Below are 16,160 nucleotides of genomic sequence, written 5' to 3'. Positions count from 1 at the left end.
TTTGATTTATTTTTCGTAAACCTTTAATTCAAAATCCTTTTCAAAAACGCCATAGGTAAAATAGGAAATCCAGTCTCCAAGGTTGATGTATTTTGAATTCTGTTCCAAATCCAATACCATTGGAAGATGTCTGTGCCCATACACAAAGTAGTCAATCTTCTGAGTTTTCAGTTTTTCTTTGGAATAGATAATCAGGAACTCTTTGTCTTCACCTAAGAAAGCTTTATCCTCTTCTCCGGAGATCATTTTATTCTTTTGAGAAAGATACAATGCAATTTTCATTGCAATATCCGGATGAAGCCATTTGAAAAACCATTGTGCCACCGGATTGGTGAATAGTTTCTTCATTCTTTTATACCCTTTATCTCCAGGTCCAAGTCCATCGCCATGAGCCAGCAGAAACTGCTTGCCTCCCATTTCAAAGTATTGTTTCTGATAGAAAACCGTACATCCGATTTCTTCTTCCAGATAATCTTTCATCCAGAGGTCATGATTGCCCACAAAGAAATAAATATGAATTCCTCTGTCTTTCAGTTCTGCAATTTTCCCTAAAACACGCACATATCCTTTCGGGACTACGTGTTTCCATTCATGCCAGAAGTCAAAAAGGTCACCCATTAAAAATAAAACCTGCGCATCTTCCTTGATTTCATCCATCCAGCGTATAAATTTCTCCTCACGCACTTTGCTTTCCTTAAGGGTAGGAGCACCAAAATGCTGATCTGAAGCAAAATACACTTTTTTCCCAGGTTCTAGATTAATTGTTGTTTTTAGCACCGTCTGCGTTTTATGGGGTAATAATTATTGATTGTCTTCTGCAAACCATTCTCCATAAGAGTTTTCTGTCTCATGAAGTTTCAGATATGCCAATGAGATTCCTTCCGGAAGTCTTGATTTTACTTTGGCTGCAATAGCATACAGCATATTTTCACAGGTTGGCTGAAAGCTGCAATAGATTACTTTATGTCCTTTTTGCTCAAGATCATCTCCCAATTCCTTGTGGGGAGTTAAAGCGTTCAAAAGAACTGCATGATCCCAAACGTCTACAATTTCAGATTTTACGATACTTTTGATATCTCCGAAATCAACTACCATCCCGTTTTTAGGGTTTTCAATATCATTAATCGGTCTTCCTTTCACTGTTACAAACAGCTTATAAGAATGTCCATGCATATTTTTACACTTCCCATCGTAGTTGTACAGTACATGGGCTGTTTCAAATGTAAAAATTTTTGTTATACGTATCATATTGCAAAGATATGATAAAACCGCTAAACACAGAAAAGACTGTTTCTATTACAATGATATTAAAGTCTGCTTTTTAATCAATCTTCAGGGTTAAATTATTGTCTTGTGTTCCGTCTACGTTGGCAGCATTATAAGGAACTGTTAACCATCCGCTTTTGTTCATTACAAACTTAAAGTTATATGTTTTTCCTTTTTCAAAGTTTGATTTTGGTACTGCCAATTCAAAAGTATTGTTGTTTTTGGAAATTAATTGGTAGGATGCATGATCTACTTTCCAATCGTTAAATGGACCTGCTACCGAGATATTACTAACAAATTCAGTACTTAGTTTTTTGGGATATTGATAGGAAAAGATGACATTGTCTTTTTCTATTCTGTATCCGTAAACATCTTTCTTCAGATTAGGGTGAACATGAGATTCTGCAATGGTAATCTCTTCTGCCAATGCATATGGATCCATAAGTTTTTCATCCATAATTCCTGCAATGTGATTAATCATTTGATACATCACCGGAAATCCCTTATTCCCATTATACATGACCACAATAGCCATATCGTTATCCGGGAAAATACTATATGCGCTTACATTCCCACCGGAAAAGCCATACGATCTTATATGATTGGAATCTGTAATTTCCCAGCCATGCGCGAATTCAAATCCGTTATTTTTATAATTAAATGGCTGCCACATCATTTTTTTTGTTTCCGGTTTTAGAAAATCATTTTTACTAAAATGTATACTCCATTGCAAAAAAGCTGGAAGTGTAATGGCCAATCCATTTGAAGAATGAGCTCTCACCCCTTCAATGGCAGTTAGTTTTTCGTATTGTTTCGTTGTAGAATTATAATTGTACTTCCCTACCCTGTTTTGTATTTTTTCTACAGAATTGGAAGAAAATACGACCTGATTTCTGGAATCCGGAAATTGATTGTCTATAATAAAGTCTTCATAGGTTTTCCCGGTTATCTTTTCAATGATCAAGGTAATCAACAGATAATTGGTCTGATTGTATCTATAATGATCTCCAGTTTCAAATTCCATTTTTTCCTTTCCTAACCGGTCAATGACTTCGGCATTGCTTGCATTTACCGAAATATCTTTAAAATCAATCCAGTTTGGAAGACCTGAAGAATGCGAAAGAAGATTCTTCATCTGTACATTCTGCCATTCTTTTGGCAAGTTATCTACATACTTTGAAACCTTATCTTCCAATAATAACTTTCTTTCTTCAATAAGCTTAAAAAGGCCAATATTTGACATTAACTTTGTATTGGAATAAATCCTAAACTTTGAATTGGAATCTACTTTTTTATTACTTTCCAGGGTTTCTGCTCCGTAATATTTTTGGAAAACTATTTCGTTATTCTTCACAATTCCCACAGCCATTCCTGGGATTTCATTGATTTGAATAACATTTTTCACATAACTGTCGACAGCTTTTGATGGGATTGTTTTTTGGGCATAGCAAAAAAGAGAAAGGTTAGACAAGACTACTGTTAAGATAATTTGCTTCATTTTTGTATCGTTGATTTCTTTATATAAGACAATTCTGGAGGTTATAATATTACCTTTAGGGTTGTAATTTTTCTATTCCAAATCCCCATTCTTTCAAATAGTCCAATCCATCTTGTTTTTTTATAGTATTTTCTCCCGTCCAACCGTTTTTTAGCCCTTGTAAAATAAGTTGGCTTATATATTTTGGCTCGTTTATATTTATTATTTCTATCGAGTTTGTTATTTTATTGACCAGACTGATTCCTGATTTTAAGGGCTGTCCCATTATATAATCATCAAGAGTTAGAAAATCAATAATGAGTGGAGTTTGTTTGTTTCCGCTTACAAAGATTTTCACTGTCAGAGTATTGGTTTCTGTTCCATGATGATATTGATCCGTGACCACATACAGGTACTCCAGATGATCAATAACTATTTTTCTTAACTTATTTTTCATTCTGCATTTTCTGTCCCTATATTGTTTGCAGAGTACATTTTATCTGTAGTAATCTTTTCCTCCAATTCCGATGCTCCAGAAATTTTTTGCTTTTATCAGATCTTCTTCAAGCCAGTTTTTATTATCCTCATATTCGTTATTGCCTTTCATGTCTGCAATATCTTCTTCCACATCTTGTTCTGTTATCTGACGCCAGACTCCCACCGAATTATTAAAAAAAGCATAGCAATATTCGGCTTCACTATCATCTATATCTCCATTATTTTTTTCTGAGAGAATTTTAATAAGTTGATTAGCTCCAATCTGGAACGGATTAACCCCATAGATTGACAGTTCTGTATTTTCAGGAAAAGGCCCGTAAATAAATTCTATAAACTCTGCATTTTCATTTTCATCAAGATCAATTCTAAGTTCATAGTCATCATAAAATAGTTGTTCATCATTGGAACTATCTGATGGTTGGCCCAGTAATTTTTCAATGTTGGCCTTGGATTCTCCCAATGGAAGTTTGCCGATGTTTTCAATGTGAATGCCATCTAGTGGTATAATCTCAATTTTTTTCATTGTGTGGATAATGGTTATTTAGATTTTGAAATTTTATAATATTAGGCCTAGTTTTTCAAGCCAATTTCTTTCCAATCGTTTTATTTTTTTTGTTTCTATATCAAATAAAACCCAAAGTGTACTTGAATCTACCACAAGTTCATCATTGCAATAAAACTCTACTTTTCTTGGCTGCTTGGCACCATCAGGAGTTTGTGGATAAGTTTTCACTGTAATGACATCATTCAGGTATACTTGCTTCTTATATTGGATATGGTGATCCAAAAGCATCCATGCGTCATTTACATATTCTGTCTTTTGTTTTAAAAGATCCCAGTGCTCAGCTGCTATTTCCTCTACCCAATGTACATACTGCACATTATTTACATGGCTATTCTGATCTATATGTTCTTCCGTTACTCGTATCTGTTTTTCATATATTAAACTCATCTCGCTGAAATATTTACTCAAATTTATAATTTAAAAAACAAAATATACTTTATATAAAAAAAAACGGAATCAGATATTAATCCGATTCCGTTTTATAATATTTCAATATTGAGATTATTTTTTAGACTTTGGAGCTGCTTTAGTTGTTGCAGAAGCTCCCAGTTTGGTTTTTACCTGAGCAGTGATATCTTCGCTTCCGTCTGTGTAGATAAGATTATTACTATCCTGTGATGAAGTATCAAATATATAATTCAGGTTTCTTTCTTTAGCTACTGCAGAAATAGCATCCTTTACTTTTTGTTGTATTGGAGCAAACAATTCATTTTGTTTCGCGGAAAGCTCTTTAGCAGCCAATGCTCTGGATTCTTCTATTTTTTTAGCTAATCCCTGTAGTTCTGTGTGAGCGGCCATCAACTCTTTTGTTACAGCTTCCTTATTGGCTTCTGTAATAGTACCTTCTTTGTCCTGTGCAGCTTTAAGCTTAGTCTGGTACTCAGTGATCATTTTTTCAATTTCAGTCTGCTTAGCTTTAGTCAACCCTTCAATAGTTGCCCCTACCGTTTTTACGTCGGACAAATTAGCAAAAATATCATCAGTGTTCACGTTTCCAATCTTCTGCTGAGCATTGGCAGCATTCGCTGTTAATGTTAACCCTGCTGCAATAAAAAATAATTTAATTAGCTTCATTTTATATATATTTCAAAAAATTCATTTTTTCGAGTCCAAATATAACATAATTTTCCATTTGTTTTTGGTCTATTTTTTCACGCAAAATAAAGTCATAATTAACACAAAAAACATTCTGATATTCATCATTAAAATCCCTCCTCAAAATTGAGAAGGGATTTGAAAAAATATGATGTGAAATACTAATTATTAATGAAACTGTGCTGTTTCTGTAGAATCCTTCATGGCTACTGTAGCAGAAGAACCGTTGGTAACAACATTCTGTACCTCATCAAAATATCCGGTTCCTACAAAAGACTGATGCTTCACTGCACGGAATCCTTTTTGCTGTAAGGCAAATTCCCGCTCCTGCAATTCTGAATACCCTGCCATTCCTCTTTCTTTATAAGCTAAGGCCAGCTCAAACATTGCTGTGTTCAGGGCATGGAATCCTGCCAAGGTGATAAACTGGAATTTGTACCCCATTTTTGCCAACTCTTCGCGGAAAGTAGACATCTCTTCCACACTTAATCTTGCCGCCCAGTTGAAAGATGGAGAACAGTTATAAGCAAGCATTTTTTCGGGAAATTTTGCATGAATTCCTTCTGCGAATTTTCTTGCCTGTTCCAAATCCGGATTGGAAGTTTCCATCCAGATCAGATCTGCATAAGGTGCGTAGGACAATCCCCTGTCTATACCCTGCTCTACTCCGTTTCTTACTACATAAAAACCTTCAGAGGTTCTTTCTCCAGTTACAAATTTCTTGTCTCTATCATCGATATCTGAAGTTAATAAATCTGCTGCGTCAGCATCGGTTCTTGCAATAATAAGACTTGGAACTCCTAATACATCTGCTGCCAGACGTGCTGCTATTAATTTATTTATGGCTTCCTGAGTAGGAACCAGTACTTTTCCACCCAAATGTCCACATTTTTTTGCGGAAGAAAGCTGATCTTCAAAGTGTACACCGGCAGCTCCTGCTTCAATCATCTGCTTCATCAGTTCAAAAGCATTCAGGTTACCTCCAAAACCGGCTTCAGCATCTGCAACAATTGGCACAAGATATTCTCTATCTCCGGCACCACTGACTGACTGAACCTGATCTGCTCTTAATAAGGCATTATTTATTTTTTTCACTACAGACGGCACTGAATTCGCAGGATATAACGACTGGTCAGGATACATTTCCCCTGATAGATTAGCATCCGCTGCTACCTGCCATCCTGAAAGATAGATTGCCTCCAATCCTGCATCTACTTCCTGTACAGCCTGGTTACCTGTTAATGCACCCAGTCCTGCCACATAATCCTGAGTATTTAATTTATCCCAGAGTTTTTTAGACATTTCTGTAGCAATGGTATAATCAATTTTATAGGAACCGCGAAGTTTTAAAACTTCTTCAGCTGTATAGGGTCTTTTAACCCCATTCCAGCGTGAATTTGTCAGCCAATCTTGCTCTAAAGCCTGGGTTTGTTCTTGTTTTGTTTTCATAATATTTGGATTTTGTTAGATTAGGGTTTGGGTTATGATTTTGAGTTTTCACGCTCAAACTAAATAAAGGGATATGCTTTCAGGGTTAAAAATTCTTCAAAGTTTTCTGAGAAGATCAATTCATTGAAAAGTTCTTTGGCAAGATTGAATTTCCCGTTTTTAAAACGCGTTTCTCCCACATACTTTTCAATATTGTCCATTTCTTCGGTTTCCCATTGCAGGATCATATTTCGGGTTAACGTTCTGTCATCACTTAATAACGCTTCATTTTTCAGCCATTGCCAGATCTGTGTTCTTGAAATCTCTGCGGTCGCTGCATCTTCCATCAAGTTATAAATAGCTGCGGCTCCTGTTCCCATCAGCCAGCTTTCAAGGTAAAGAATTCCGACATTGATGTTTTTGCGGACTCCTTTCTCTGTAATTTCCCCTTTAGGAATTTCCAGAAGGTCGCTTTCCTGTATATGGTATTCAAATTTTTTATCAATCTGGTTTTTTGACGGCATATGCTTATTAAAAATCTCCATTGCTACAGAAACTAATGCAGGATGCGCTACCCAGGTTCCATCATGTCCGTTTTTGACTTCCCTTTCTTTATCACTTCTTACTTTTTCAAAGGCAATATTATTGGCTTCATCATCGTCTTTTACGGGTATTTGTGCCGCCATTCCTCCCATTGCATGAACGTTTCTTTTATGACATCCTTCAATTACTCTTTTGGAATAGGCACTCATAAAGGGAGAAGTCATTGTTACCTGATCTCTGTCCGGAACAATAAACGCAGGCAGGTTTCTGAATTTTTTGATATATGAGAAAATGTAATCCCATCTTCCGCAATTCAATCCTGCGCTATGCTCTTTTAATTCATATAGGATTTCATCAATCTGAAATGAGGCGGTAATGGTTTCTATTAAAACCGTTGCTTTGATGGTTCCTTGTGGAATTCCCAGATAATTTTGTGCAAAAACGAAGACCTTATTCCACCATCGAGCTTCCTTGTAATGTTCTAATTTTGGAAGATAAAAGTAAGGACCGCTTCCTCTTTTCAAAAGATTTTCTGCATTTCTGAAAAAGTAGATTCCAAAATCAACCAATGATCCTGAGGTTTCTTCTTCATTGATCTTAATATGCTTTTCCGGAAGATGCAACCCTCTTGGACGAACCAATAATACGGCTGTCTTTTCATTGAGTTGATAAGCCTTTCCTTTTTCGTTTACAAAATCAATCGTTCTCTTCACAGCATCGGAAAGATTAATCTGTCCATCCATGCAATTTTCCCATGTCGGCGAGCTGCTGTCTTCAAAATCTGCCATAAATGTTAACGCCCCTGAGTTTAAGGCATTGATAATCATTTTACGGTCAACCGGTCCGGTAATTTCTACTCTTCTGTCCAATAAATCTTCCGGCAATGGTGCACACACCCAATTTCCATGTCTGATTTCTTCTGTTTCCTTTAAAAACGTTGGAAGCACTCCCTGATCAAATTCCTGTTGAGTTTTTTTTCTTTCTTTTAAAAGTTCTACTCTTTTATGATTGAAGTTCTGGTGAAGAGCAATCAGAAAATCGACTAAATCTGGAGTGAAAATTTCTTCAAACTGTTTCTGTGCCGTTATTTTTAGTTGAGTCTTTGTTTCCATAACTAATTGATTTTGTGATTTGATATTACAAACATAAATAAAAATTTTCACAATCAGCGAACGTTCGCTAAATTTATTTAAAAATTATTATGCGAATAATCGCATCTAAATATTTATATTTGAGTAATGAATTCAGAAAGCGACTTTATCAAGACAGTTTTCGGGCTGAAGCTGAAACAGCAGAGACAAAAGAAAAATTGGTCTCTACAGGACCTTGCTGTAAAAACCGGATTATCAAAATCTTACCTTAACGAAATTGAAAATGGGAAGAAATATCCTAAGCATGACAAGATCATTCAGCTTTCTGATGCCCTAAACTGTACTTTTGATGATCTTGTTTCTACAAAACTGGATAAAAGCCTTGCTCCTTTTAATGAAATTCTTCAATCGGATTTTTTTAAGGAGGTTCCTTTGGAGTTGTTTGGGATTAATAAAAATAATCTTATCAGTATCATTAGTGATGCTCCTAAAAAGGTAACTGCATTCATTAATGCATTGATAGAAATATCTCAAAATTACAATCTTGGAAAAGAGCGGTTTTACTTTGCTGTATTAAGATCATTCCAGGAGTTATATGATAATTATTTTCCGGAAATTGAAAGTAAGGTAAATCAGTTTATTGAGGAGAATCATTTACAGATCGATAAAAATCTGAAATCTGACATTCTGGAAAATATTCTTACAGAAAAATTCAGCTACACCATCCAATCGGAAGATTTTGAGAAATATGGTACTTTAGACAATCTACGCTCTCTTTTTATTCCTGAAAAAAAATTACTTCTTCTGAATAAAAAACTCGAGAAAGATCAAAAAACTTTTATCCTGGCTAAAGAAATAGGATTCAATGTTTTAGAACTCAAAGTTCGCCCTACTACTTATTCATGGCTTGACTTTGGAAGTTTTGAAGAGATTTTAAACAATTTTTATGCTTCCTACTTTGCCGGAGCATTATTAATATCAAAGGAGCCTGCCATTGAAAAGGCTTCTGAGTTTTTCCAGCAAAACATTTGGGAACCGAAAGGCTTTGAGGAACTTATCAATAGCTTCACTCATTCGCCCGAAACATTTTATTATCGCCTGACTAATATCCTTTCTGCGGAGATGGGAATTAAGGATTTGTTCTACCTGTGTCTGGTTAAAAAGAAAGGTTCTGATAAGATCCAGATTTTAAAGGAACTTCATCTTAACCATCAGCAGGCACCTCATGCCAACGCCACCAATGAGCATTATTGCCAGAGATGGATTGCTGTGAAAAACCTTCATCATTTAACGGAAAATGAAACGCTCACTGATGCTCAGATTTCCCATTATAAAGATCAGGGAATAAGTTATCTGGTAATTTCCACTTCTCAGAAAAATCCTTTTTCTGATGGCAGTAACAGGAGCTATTGTTTGGGGATCCTTTTAAATACTCAAACGATTAAAAAGATAGGTTTTATCAAGTCTCCATCGTTAAAGACCATTAATGTGGGAGTCACCTGCGAATCCTGCAGTATTGCTGATTGTGAGATAAGGCAGGCACCACCTGTACGACTGGAAAAGGAACATTTTAATCTTAGCATGAAAAATTCCATCGAAAGGATCAGGAAAGAATTTTAGGATTGAGAATTAAAGTATTGAAAATTTTTCAGCGTGTATTGTCGTAATGATTAAGCTAAAACTTTTTCATACCTTAGTAAAAACACATGTATGATACTGGATTTAATTTTCCCTAATCGATGTATTCATTGCAATAGAATCATCGAGTCTTATTTTTTGGTTTGTAATCTTTGTCTCGATCAGGTTCATTTTACCCATTACGATTATTTTGAGAGGAACCCTATTAAAGAAAAATGCAGTCTCCTTTTCCCTGTTGAAAATACCTATGCCTTGATCCGGTTTGAGGAAGAGAGCCTAAGCCGGAAAATTATTCATGAACTGAAATACAAAGGCCGGGAAATAACAGGAAAAATATTAGCCGAATGGACAACAGAGCGTCTTGATTTCAAAAATCAGCGTCCTGATCTGATGGTAAGCGTACCACTTCATCCTAAAAAACTGAGAGAAAGAGGATATAACCAGCTGCATCTATTTACAGAAACTCTTTCAAAATTTTATGGGATCCCATTTGATCATCATTTAATCCAAAGAAATCATTATTCTAAAGCCCAGGCATTAAAGGACAAGCAACATCGTTTAGAAACAATTAATACCTTCTCTGTTACCCAGCCCGTCACCGGAAAGCACATCCTTTTAATTGACGATGTCTTTACCACCGGAAATACAATTTCCTCTATTGCATGGGAAATTCTAAACTCCGGAGATAATAAGGTGAGTATATTAGTAATGGCAGTGGATATCTGATTTTCTAAAGCGTTCAGATATACTCTGCACTCAAGGTATTTCACAGTATTGCTCATAATTCATTTTCACTTCCCGATTCTTTTGCTTAATTTTCCGGAAAACTAAACCATCATGCCCAATCTGATCTTATTACACGGAGCCTTAGGCCATAGTGATATCTTCAAGCCTTATCTGGAAAACCTGTCCCAACATTTTACTATTCACACCCCCTTATTCTCAGGACATGGAAACACTGAACTTCCGGCAGATGGAATCAGTATAGAAAAATACACTCAGGAATTGACGGAATATTGTAAGGAGAATACCCTGAAAGATGTGTTTATCTTAGGGCACAGCATGGGAGGATATGTTGCACTTTGCTATGCCATGAAAAATCCTGAAAATGTAAATTCCATTGTAACCCTGGGAACAAAATTTGATTGGACGGAGGAACAGGCTTTAAAGGAAAGCAAAATGTTGAATCCTAATGTTATTTTAGAAAAGGTTCCACAGTATGCTCAACTTTTAGAAACACAGCATGGTACAAAATGGAAACAGCTGCTTCCTGCCATCGCTGATTTAATGATTGATCTGGGAAAAAAACCACCGTTAAAGAACAACCCTGCTGTCATCAATACTCCTGTCCAAATCATGGTAGGAGATAAAGACAATATGGTAACGATTGAGGAAAGCACAGCGGTTTACAGGAGTCTTCCAAACGCAAAATTGGCCGTACTTCCAGATACCAAGCATCCCATGGAAAAAGTACGACCTAATTTATTATTGAATTTAGTAAAAGATTTCTGGAATCTTTCCTAACCAGCTATCGTTGAAGTTTTTCTCCGTAGCTTAAATCTCCGGCATCCCCCAATCCTGGTGTGATATAGCCTTTTGATGTTAATTGTTCATCAATGGCTCCTACCCATATGTGAGCATCAGGATATGCATTTTGAACGGTTTCAACTCCTTGTCTTGAAGCAATGGCTGCCACAATATGAAGCTGGGTTGGATTTCCGTTTGTCAACAAGTCTTTGATAGCTTCAATTAATGAAGCTCCGGTTGCCAACATTGGATCTGCAACAATCAAAGGTCTTCCCTCAATACTTGGACAAGTCAGATAATCCTGCTTGATGGAAAAATAATCGTTGGCATCGTGTTTTCTATAAGCAGCTACGAAACCACAGTCTGCTCTGTCCAGATAGTTCAAAATTCCCTCGAACAATGGCACTCCGGCTCTTAAAATAGTTGTAATAACCGGCTGAACAGCAATTTCTGTGCTTTTTATAGTATCTAAGGGAGTTTGTATTTCAACTTCTCTTATCTCCAATCCTTTGCTTATTTCAAAAGCTGCAATTTCTCCGATTCTTTCCATATTTCTTCGGAATCTCATTCGGTCATGCTGAACATTAACGTTTCGAAGTTCGTTAATCCATTCATTGACAAGGGAAAAGTTTTGTGATAAAATAGTAAGCATGAAGATCTTAGGGTTTTAATTATAGTGATTAAACATTAATTCCTGCAAAATTACAATTAAAAAACGAATTTGCAGATTGATACCAGGGTATTAGGGTATATGTATAAAAAATCTGGCAAGGAATTCCTCACCAGATTTTTATTAAAAAGTCATTTTATTTTTGTCTGAAATATACTTCGATAGGAACTCCGGTAAACCCGAATTCTTTTCTCAATTGGTTTTCAGTAAATCTTTTATAGGGCTCCTTCACATACTGTGGCAGGTTGCAGAAAAATACAAACTGTGGAGATGGTGTAGGAAGCTGAACGCAATATTTGATCTTAATATATTTTCCTTTAAGTGCAGGTGGCGGTGTATTTTCGAAGATAGGAAGCATTACTTCATTCAATTTTGAAGTTTTGATCTTCTTTTTACGGTCTTCGTAAACCTCCATTGCCAGTTCTACAGCTTTCAGGATTCTTTGTTTGGTTAAAGCGGAAACAAATAGAATTGGAATATCCTGGAACTGACCGATTTTATCTTTAATTGATTTTTCGAAATCACGGATTGTATTGGTTTGCTTGTCTTCAATCAAATCCCATTTGTTGACAAGAATTACAATTCCTTTTCTATTCTTTTGTGCTAATCCAAAAATGTTCATATCCTGAGATTCCCATCCTTGTGTAGCATCTACCATGATGATCACTACATCAGAATATTCAATAGAACGGATAGATCTCATTACGGAATAGAATTCTAAATCTTCATTTACTTTAGATTTTCTTCTCATTCCCGCAGTATCTACCAATACAAACTCATGTCCGAATTTGTTATATAAAGTCTGGATACTATCTCTTGTGGTTCCTGCAATATCTGTTACAATATTTCTTTCAACATCCAATAGGGCATTAGTCATCGTAGATTTCCCTACGTTTGGACGACCTGCAATGGTAATTTTAGGCAATCCTTCAAACGGATCTTTATATTCTGTTGTAGGGAAGTCCTTTACAATATCATCCAATAGGTCTCCGGTTCCTGAACCAGTTGCTGAAGAAAGAGTATAATATTTATCAATTCCTAACTGATAGAATTCTGTTGCCGGAAGTTCTTCCTTAGAAGAATCTACTTTATTAATTACAATATAAATAGGTTTGTTGGATCTTCTTAGTAATCTGTAAATTTCGTAGTCTGTATCTGTAAGCCCCTCTTCTACATTCATCATAAAAATGATTGAAGTTGCCTCATCTACTGCCAACTGTACCTGCTTACGGATTTCTTCTTCAAAGATATCATCTGTACCTACATCATACCCTCCTGTATCAATTACCGTGAAGTCTACTCCATTCCAGTCAGATTTCCCGTAATGACGGTCCCTGGTTACACCGGCTGTAGAATCTACAATAGCCTCTCTTCTCTCTAATAAACGGTTAAAAAGCGTGGATTTCCCTACGTTGGGACGCCCAACGATTGCGACAATATTTGACATAAAAAATGTTTAATAATCCTGTTACTATGTTCAGGATAAGTTATTAATGGGTTACTCCAACTTTTGGAGCCCAATTTTTTGCAAAGATAAGATTTTATTATTTAGTATTAAAAATGTACTATTTCTTGAATTTTTTACAAAAAATAATTCTTTGGATATCAGAAAGTAAGGCAGCTCCCACCTCTATTATGTTAATAAATCTTTAATTTTGATTTTCATATTTAAAATAAATTATATAATTTCGCAGCATCAAAACAGACCTATAGTGTAACGGTAGCACTCCGGTTTTTGGTACCGTCAGTCGGGGTTCGAATCCCTGTGGGTCTACAACCAAACAAAAGCAACTCGCTAATTTACAGCAAGTTGCTTTTTTATTTTGGTCACTTTTGGTCACTTGGTCACGATTTTGGTCACTGTTTTTGTAAAAAACACTTGGAGTAAACCTAATTGAACCTTTTTGAATCTGATTGTATTTTTAAGCACGGAAATAATGTCCACCAGACTCAAAATAATCAAACATTATACTCCTTGCAGTAGCTTCCCAATCAATAACAACCCAGTTTGGAATATTAAACGTATCATCTTCATATAAGTACTGTACAAAATCTTCATCACTCGAATACTCTCCCATGTAATAATCTACCACACCTTTATAAATACTTTGAAAATCCATTTTTCCAATACAATCAAGATAAGCCTCGAAAATTTCAAGATCATAGCCAGAATCGTTTATTTGCTCTGCTATTTCAAATATCTCATTAGATAAATAACTTTCTTCGATTAATCCTAACTTTTCAAATAAAGAACAGTTTTCATAATCTTGGAGCATGAACTCTGGGTCGTGCTCGTCTTGGTGAAGTTCTTTCATTGCTTCTAATAGTTCGTCATAATCTGAATAATCCGAAAGATTGGGCCATTTCTCAAATAATGAGCTTTCATTATACTTTTTGTAGGTTCCTATGTAGATACGAGCAGTATCAAGACAATTTTGTAAATTTGTCATGTCGATAATTTTTAGTGTAATTAAAATTTATTGATGTTGCCTATCGTGTTCGTAGCACTTTAGGCATTTTTTATATATTATTGTGAGAATCTATATAGAAAAAAGAACTTGAAACAGTTCTTAGATATATCAACAAAGTCAATATTCATGCCAATTGACAAAGATTTTAACTTTAAAATTAAAGTTTTAAAATATTTTTTCAAGCACAAACCATCACAAACAAAAACTGTCAAAAAATATCAATAAAAGATATAGTTTAAAGAGTATCAGAAGTAGAAATTGTAAGTGGAAAATAAAAACAGATCCACAAAAGCCAAATAAAACAAAATCTACTTATGAGAAAAGGTTTGACAGTTGGTAGGGGCTAGGGAAAAAGTTAACGGACTAAGTATCGGGGTAAGGAGAAAGTGGGTTGAATCTGTGCATTCAAAATAATTTTATTGGTATTAAATTGTTACAAATTCTACTATAAAGGATCATTTATTTTTTGAGAGAGATTGGGCGGGGGTAGTTTTGTGGATGAGGATTTACCGTTGTATTTTTACATTTCTAATATATTATATTTTGAAAATCTTGGCTTCGAGTAATAATTAGAACTCAAAGCCAAACAGTGTACCTGATTCATCTTTGTCATTTAACTCTAAGACGATATCACCACTACTAAAGTAAATAGGATTATCGTCCTGATCCATTGGCAAATCCGATTTAATAACTGATAAGATATATTGTATATCATGTGTTTTGGTTATTGTGCTGATTAAAGACAATAATCTAACTTTAATACCATTGTCTTGCTGAGAAAGCACATCGTCATGGTATACAAATCTAAAATATGATTCTATATTATAAGCTACTAATATTGCTAAGTCAAATATAATACAGAGGATTTTTCTATAGGTTCGACCTTCATCCTTTGCTGTATCTTTAGACAAACTATCTTTTGTTTTTATTACTGGAGGTTTGAAGTCTACATTATTGTTTGAATTAATAGACCACGAAATATAAGTATCCTCATCCATTACCTCTAAAAAATATTTAGAAAACAACCCTCTGATTAATCGATATTTATCGTTTTTTTCTGTATGATTACTTATATCCCTAATTTCCTTAATAGTATCTTCGATACTTTTATTTAAGTCTTGTTTTTTATTTTCTTTTTCAATAATTACATCAATTATCCTTAATCTTTCGGTAAGTTTTATTAGTTCTGATTCAAGTTTAGCAAGCTCTTTTTGATAAAATTTTAGCCTTCGGAACACATCAGTATCCTTTAAAAAAGATAAAAGTTCTTCTTTTTTATGATTTAATTTTTCTAATTGAATATTTATAGTATTTAGCTCTTCCGTTTTTTCTTTTAATGTTTTTTTCAATAACCTATTCCTATCTTTTGTCAGCTCTTCATTGAATTGAATTAATTCGGAGTAATCTTTTTTTAATTCATCTGGAAAATAAATTTTAGACTCTTTAAATACTTTTTCAACTTTTGAAAGATCAAAAGCAAAATTATTTTTAATAGAATTTTGAAGTTTATTAATGTCGAAATTTAGGTTATAAGAAATAGTATTAAGATCAGATATTTTATTTTCAATCCCATCAATTCCATTTTCAATTAATGATTTATCTTGTTCGTAAAAATTCAATTGATCGATCTTACTTTCCGCTTCTTTTGTTTTAGTCTCCTGTAGACCAATTTGAGCAATTATTTCATCTCTATCTGTTTCATTAACTGAAAAATCCCTTTTTAATAATTTTATTTGCTCATTAATTTTATCCTGCTCTTCATCGTTTTGATATTTTTTTCTCAAAACTTCTCCATTGAATCCTAAAAGATCAAACTGTATGTCTTCAAAAGAAAATGGACTTTCTCTTAGGGAGTGTTTGTTAGTTTAAAGTTATAATAAAAGTTGATTTC

At 34.6% G+C, this 16,160-nt stretch carries 16 protein-coding genes and 1 tRNA gene; 4 read left to right on the top strand and 13 right to left on the bottom strand.

Annotation, left to right across the window (positions count from 1 at the left end; genetic code table 11):
• Positions 1-6 precede the first annotated feature (6 nt).
• From SCA31_RS19160 to aceB, 9 genes are all read right to left on the bottom strand, one after another.
• Positions 7-777, bottom strand: coding sequence for a UDP-2,3-diacylglucosamine diphosphatase (locus tag SCA31_RS19160; RefSeq protein WP_273005892.1), 771 nt, complete (start codon positions 775-777; stop codon positions 7-9).
• Between the two features lie 24 nt (positions 778-801).
• A complete protein-coding gene (locus tag SCA31_RS19155) occupies positions 802-1,248 on the bottom strand; it encodes a 6-pyruvoyl trahydropterin synthase family protein (protein ID WP_410698625.1) in 447 nt (148 codons plus the stop codon).
• 73 nt (positions 1,249-1,321) lie between these two features.
• Positions 1,322-2,764: a serine hydrolase gene (locus SCA31_RS19150; protein WP_410698624.1), complete on the bottom strand. Its 1,443-nt coding sequence runs from the start codon at positions 2,762-2,764 to the stop codon at positions 1,322-1,324.
• Positions 2,765-2,819: 55 nt separating this feature from the next.
• Positions 2,820-3,200 carry a hypothetical protein gene (locus SCA31_RS19145; protein ID WP_410698623.1) on the bottom strand — a complete coding sequence of 127 codons (381 nt, stop codon included), beginning with the start codon at positions 3,198-3,200 and terminating at the stop codon, positions 2,820-2,822.
• 39 nt (positions 3,201-3,239) lie between these two features.
• A complete protein-coding gene (locus SCA31_RS19140; RefSeq protein ID WP_410698622.1) occupies positions 3,240-3,764 on the bottom strand; it encodes a hypothetical protein in 525 nt (174 codons plus the stop codon).
• A gap of 33 nt (positions 3,765-3,797) precedes the next feature.
• The gene (locus tag SCA31_RS19135) at positions 3,798-4,193 is read right to left on the bottom strand and encodes an acyl-CoA thioesterase (RefSeq protein ID WP_410698621.1); all 396 of its coding nucleotides are present in this window, start codon (positions 4,191-4,193) and stop codon (positions 3,798-3,800) included.
• Positions 4,194-4,307: 114 nt separating this feature from the next.
• Positions 4,308-4,880: an OmpH family outer membrane protein gene (locus SCA31_RS19130; protein ID WP_410698620.1), complete on the bottom strand. Its 573-nt coding sequence runs from the start codon at positions 4,878-4,880 to the stop codon at positions 4,308-4,310.
• Positions 4,881-5,069: 189 nt separating this feature from the next.
• Positions 5,070-6,350, bottom strand: coding sequence for an isocitrate lyase (gene aceA / locus SCA31_RS19125; RefSeq protein WP_410698619.1), 1,281 nt, complete (start codon positions 6,348-6,350; stop codon positions 5,070-5,072).
• A gap of 59 nt (positions 6,351-6,409) precedes the next feature.
• On the bottom strand, positions 6,410-7,984 hold the full coding sequence (aceB, locus tag SCA31_RS19120) for a malate synthase A (RefSeq protein WP_410698618.1): 1,575 nt from the start codon (positions 7,982-7,984) through the stop codon (positions 6,410-6,412).
• A gap of 126 nt (positions 7,985-8,110) precedes the next feature.
• Between aceB and SCA31_RS19115 the strand changes: the two genes are divergently transcribed.
• From SCA31_RS19115 to SCA31_RS19105, 3 genes are all read left to right on the top strand, one after another.
• Positions 8,111-9,583, top strand: a complete 1,473-nt coding sequence (locus SCA31_RS19115; RefSeq protein ID WP_410698617.1) for a helix-turn-helix domain-containing protein — start codon at positions 8,111-8,113, stop codon at positions 9,581-9,583.
• Between the two features lie 90 nt (positions 9,584-9,673).
• A complete protein-coding gene (locus SCA31_RS19110; RefSeq protein ID WP_410698616.1) occupies positions 9,674-10,327 on the top strand; it encodes a ComF family protein in 654 nt (217 codons plus the stop codon).
• A gap of 111 nt (positions 10,328-10,438) precedes the next feature.
• Positions 10,439-11,125 (top strand): alpha/beta fold hydrolase, encoded by a 687-nt coding sequence (locus tag SCA31_RS19105; RefSeq protein ID WP_410698615.1) that lies wholly within the window; start codon positions 10,439-10,441, stop codon positions 11,123-11,125.
• 4 nt (positions 11,126-11,129) lie between these two features.
• On the opposite strand, the gene upp is transcribed toward SCA31_RS19105, so the two are convergent.
• Together upp and der are read right to left on the bottom strand one after the other, a co-directional pair.
• A complete protein-coding gene (gene upp, locus SCA31_RS19100) occupies positions 11,130-11,780 on the bottom strand; it encodes a uracil phosphoribosyltransferase (RefSeq protein WP_076352713.1) in 651 nt (216 codons plus the stop codon).
• Between the two features lie 154 nt (positions 11,781-11,934).
• A complete protein-coding gene (der, locus tag SCA31_RS19095; protein ID WP_410698614.1) occupies positions 11,935-13,245 on the bottom strand; it encodes a ribosome biogenesis GTPase Der in 1,311 nt (436 codons plus the stop codon).
• 256 nt (positions 13,246-13,501) lie between these two features.
• Between der and SCA31_RS19090 the strand changes: the two genes are divergently transcribed.
• Positions 13,502-13,572, top strand: a tRNA-Gln gene (locus tag SCA31_RS19090).
• 148 nt (positions 13,573-13,720) lie between these two features.
• Here SCA31_RS19090 and SCA31_RS19085 read toward each other — a convergent pair.
• Together SCA31_RS19085 and SCA31_RS19080 are read right to left on the bottom strand one after the other, a co-directional pair.
• Entirely contained in the window at positions 13,721-14,248 is a 528-nt protein-coding gene (locus SCA31_RS19085; RefSeq protein ID WP_410698613.1) for an antirestriction protein ArdA, read from the bottom strand.
• 590 nt (positions 14,249-14,838) lie between these two features.
• Positions 14,839-16,053: a DUF2326 domain-containing protein gene (locus SCA31_RS19080; RefSeq protein WP_410698612.1), complete on the bottom strand. Its 1,215-nt coding sequence runs from the start codon at positions 16,051-16,053 to the stop codon at positions 14,839-14,841.
• Positions 16,054-16,160 lie beyond the last annotated feature (107 nt).

It is taken from the genome of Chryseobacterium sp. SIMBA_028 (genome assembly GCF_046535285.1).
In the GTDB taxonomy this organism is placed as follows: domain Bacteria; phylum Bacteroidota; class Bacteroidia; order Flavobacteriales; family Weeksellaceae; genus Chryseobacterium.
This window is presented reverse-complemented; position numbering and strand designations above follow the sequence as displayed.

Excerpts from the sequence above, each read along its gene's own strand:
- SCA31_RS19155 (WP_410698625.1), bottom strand. The coding sequence starts at position 1,248 with ATGATACGTATAACAAAAATTTTTACATTTGAAACAGCCCATGTACTG.
- SCA31_RS19150 (WP_410698624.1), bottom strand. The coding sequence starts at position 2,764 with ATGAAGCAAATTATCTTAACAGTAGTCTTGTCTAACCTTTCTCTTTTT.
- SCA31_RS19145 (WP_410698623.1), bottom strand. The coding sequence starts at position 3,200 with ATGAAAAATAAGTTAAGAAAAATAGTTATTGATCATCTGGAGTACCTG.
- SCA31_RS19140 (WP_410698622.1), bottom strand. The coding sequence starts at position 3,764 with ATGAAAAAAATTGAGATTATACCACTAGATGGCATTCACATTGAAAAC.
- SCA31_RS19135 (WP_410698621.1), bottom strand. The coding sequence starts at position 4,193 with ATGAGTTTAATATATGAAAAACAGATACGAGTAACGGAAGAACATATA.
- SCA31_RS19130 (WP_410698620.1), bottom strand. The coding sequence starts at position 4,880 with ATGAAGCTAATTAAATTATTTTTTATTGCAGCAGGGTTAACATTAACA.
- aceA (WP_410698619.1), bottom strand. The coding sequence starts at position 6,350 with ATGAAAACAAAACAAGAACAAACCCAGGCTTTAGAGCAAGATTGGCTG.
- aceB (WP_410698618.1), bottom strand. The coding sequence starts at position 7,984 with ATGGAAACAAAGACTCAACTAAAAATAACGGCACAGAAACAGTTTGAA.
- SCA31_RS19115 (WP_410698617.1), top strand. The coding sequence starts at position 8,111 with ATGAATTCAGAAAGCGACTTTATCAAGACAGTTTTCGGGCTGAAGCTG.
- SCA31_RS19110 (WP_410698616.1), top strand. The coding sequence starts at position 9,674 with ATGATACTGGATTTAATTTTCCCTAATCGATGTATTCATTGCAATAGA.
- SCA31_RS19105 (WP_410698615.1), top strand. The coding sequence starts at position 10,439 with ATGCCCAATCTGATCTTATTACACGGAGCCTTAGGCCATAGTGATATC.
- upp (WP_076352713.1), bottom strand. The coding sequence starts at position 11,780 with ATGCTTACTATTTTATCACAAAACTTTTCCCTTGTCAATGAATGGATT.
- der (WP_410698614.1), bottom strand. The coding sequence starts at position 13,245 with ATGTCAAATATTGTCGCAATCGTTGGGCGTCCCAACGTAGGGAAATCC.
- SCA31_RS19085 (WP_410698613.1), bottom strand. The coding sequence starts at position 14,248 with ATGACAAATTTACAAAATTGTCTTGATACTGCTCGTATCTACATAGGA.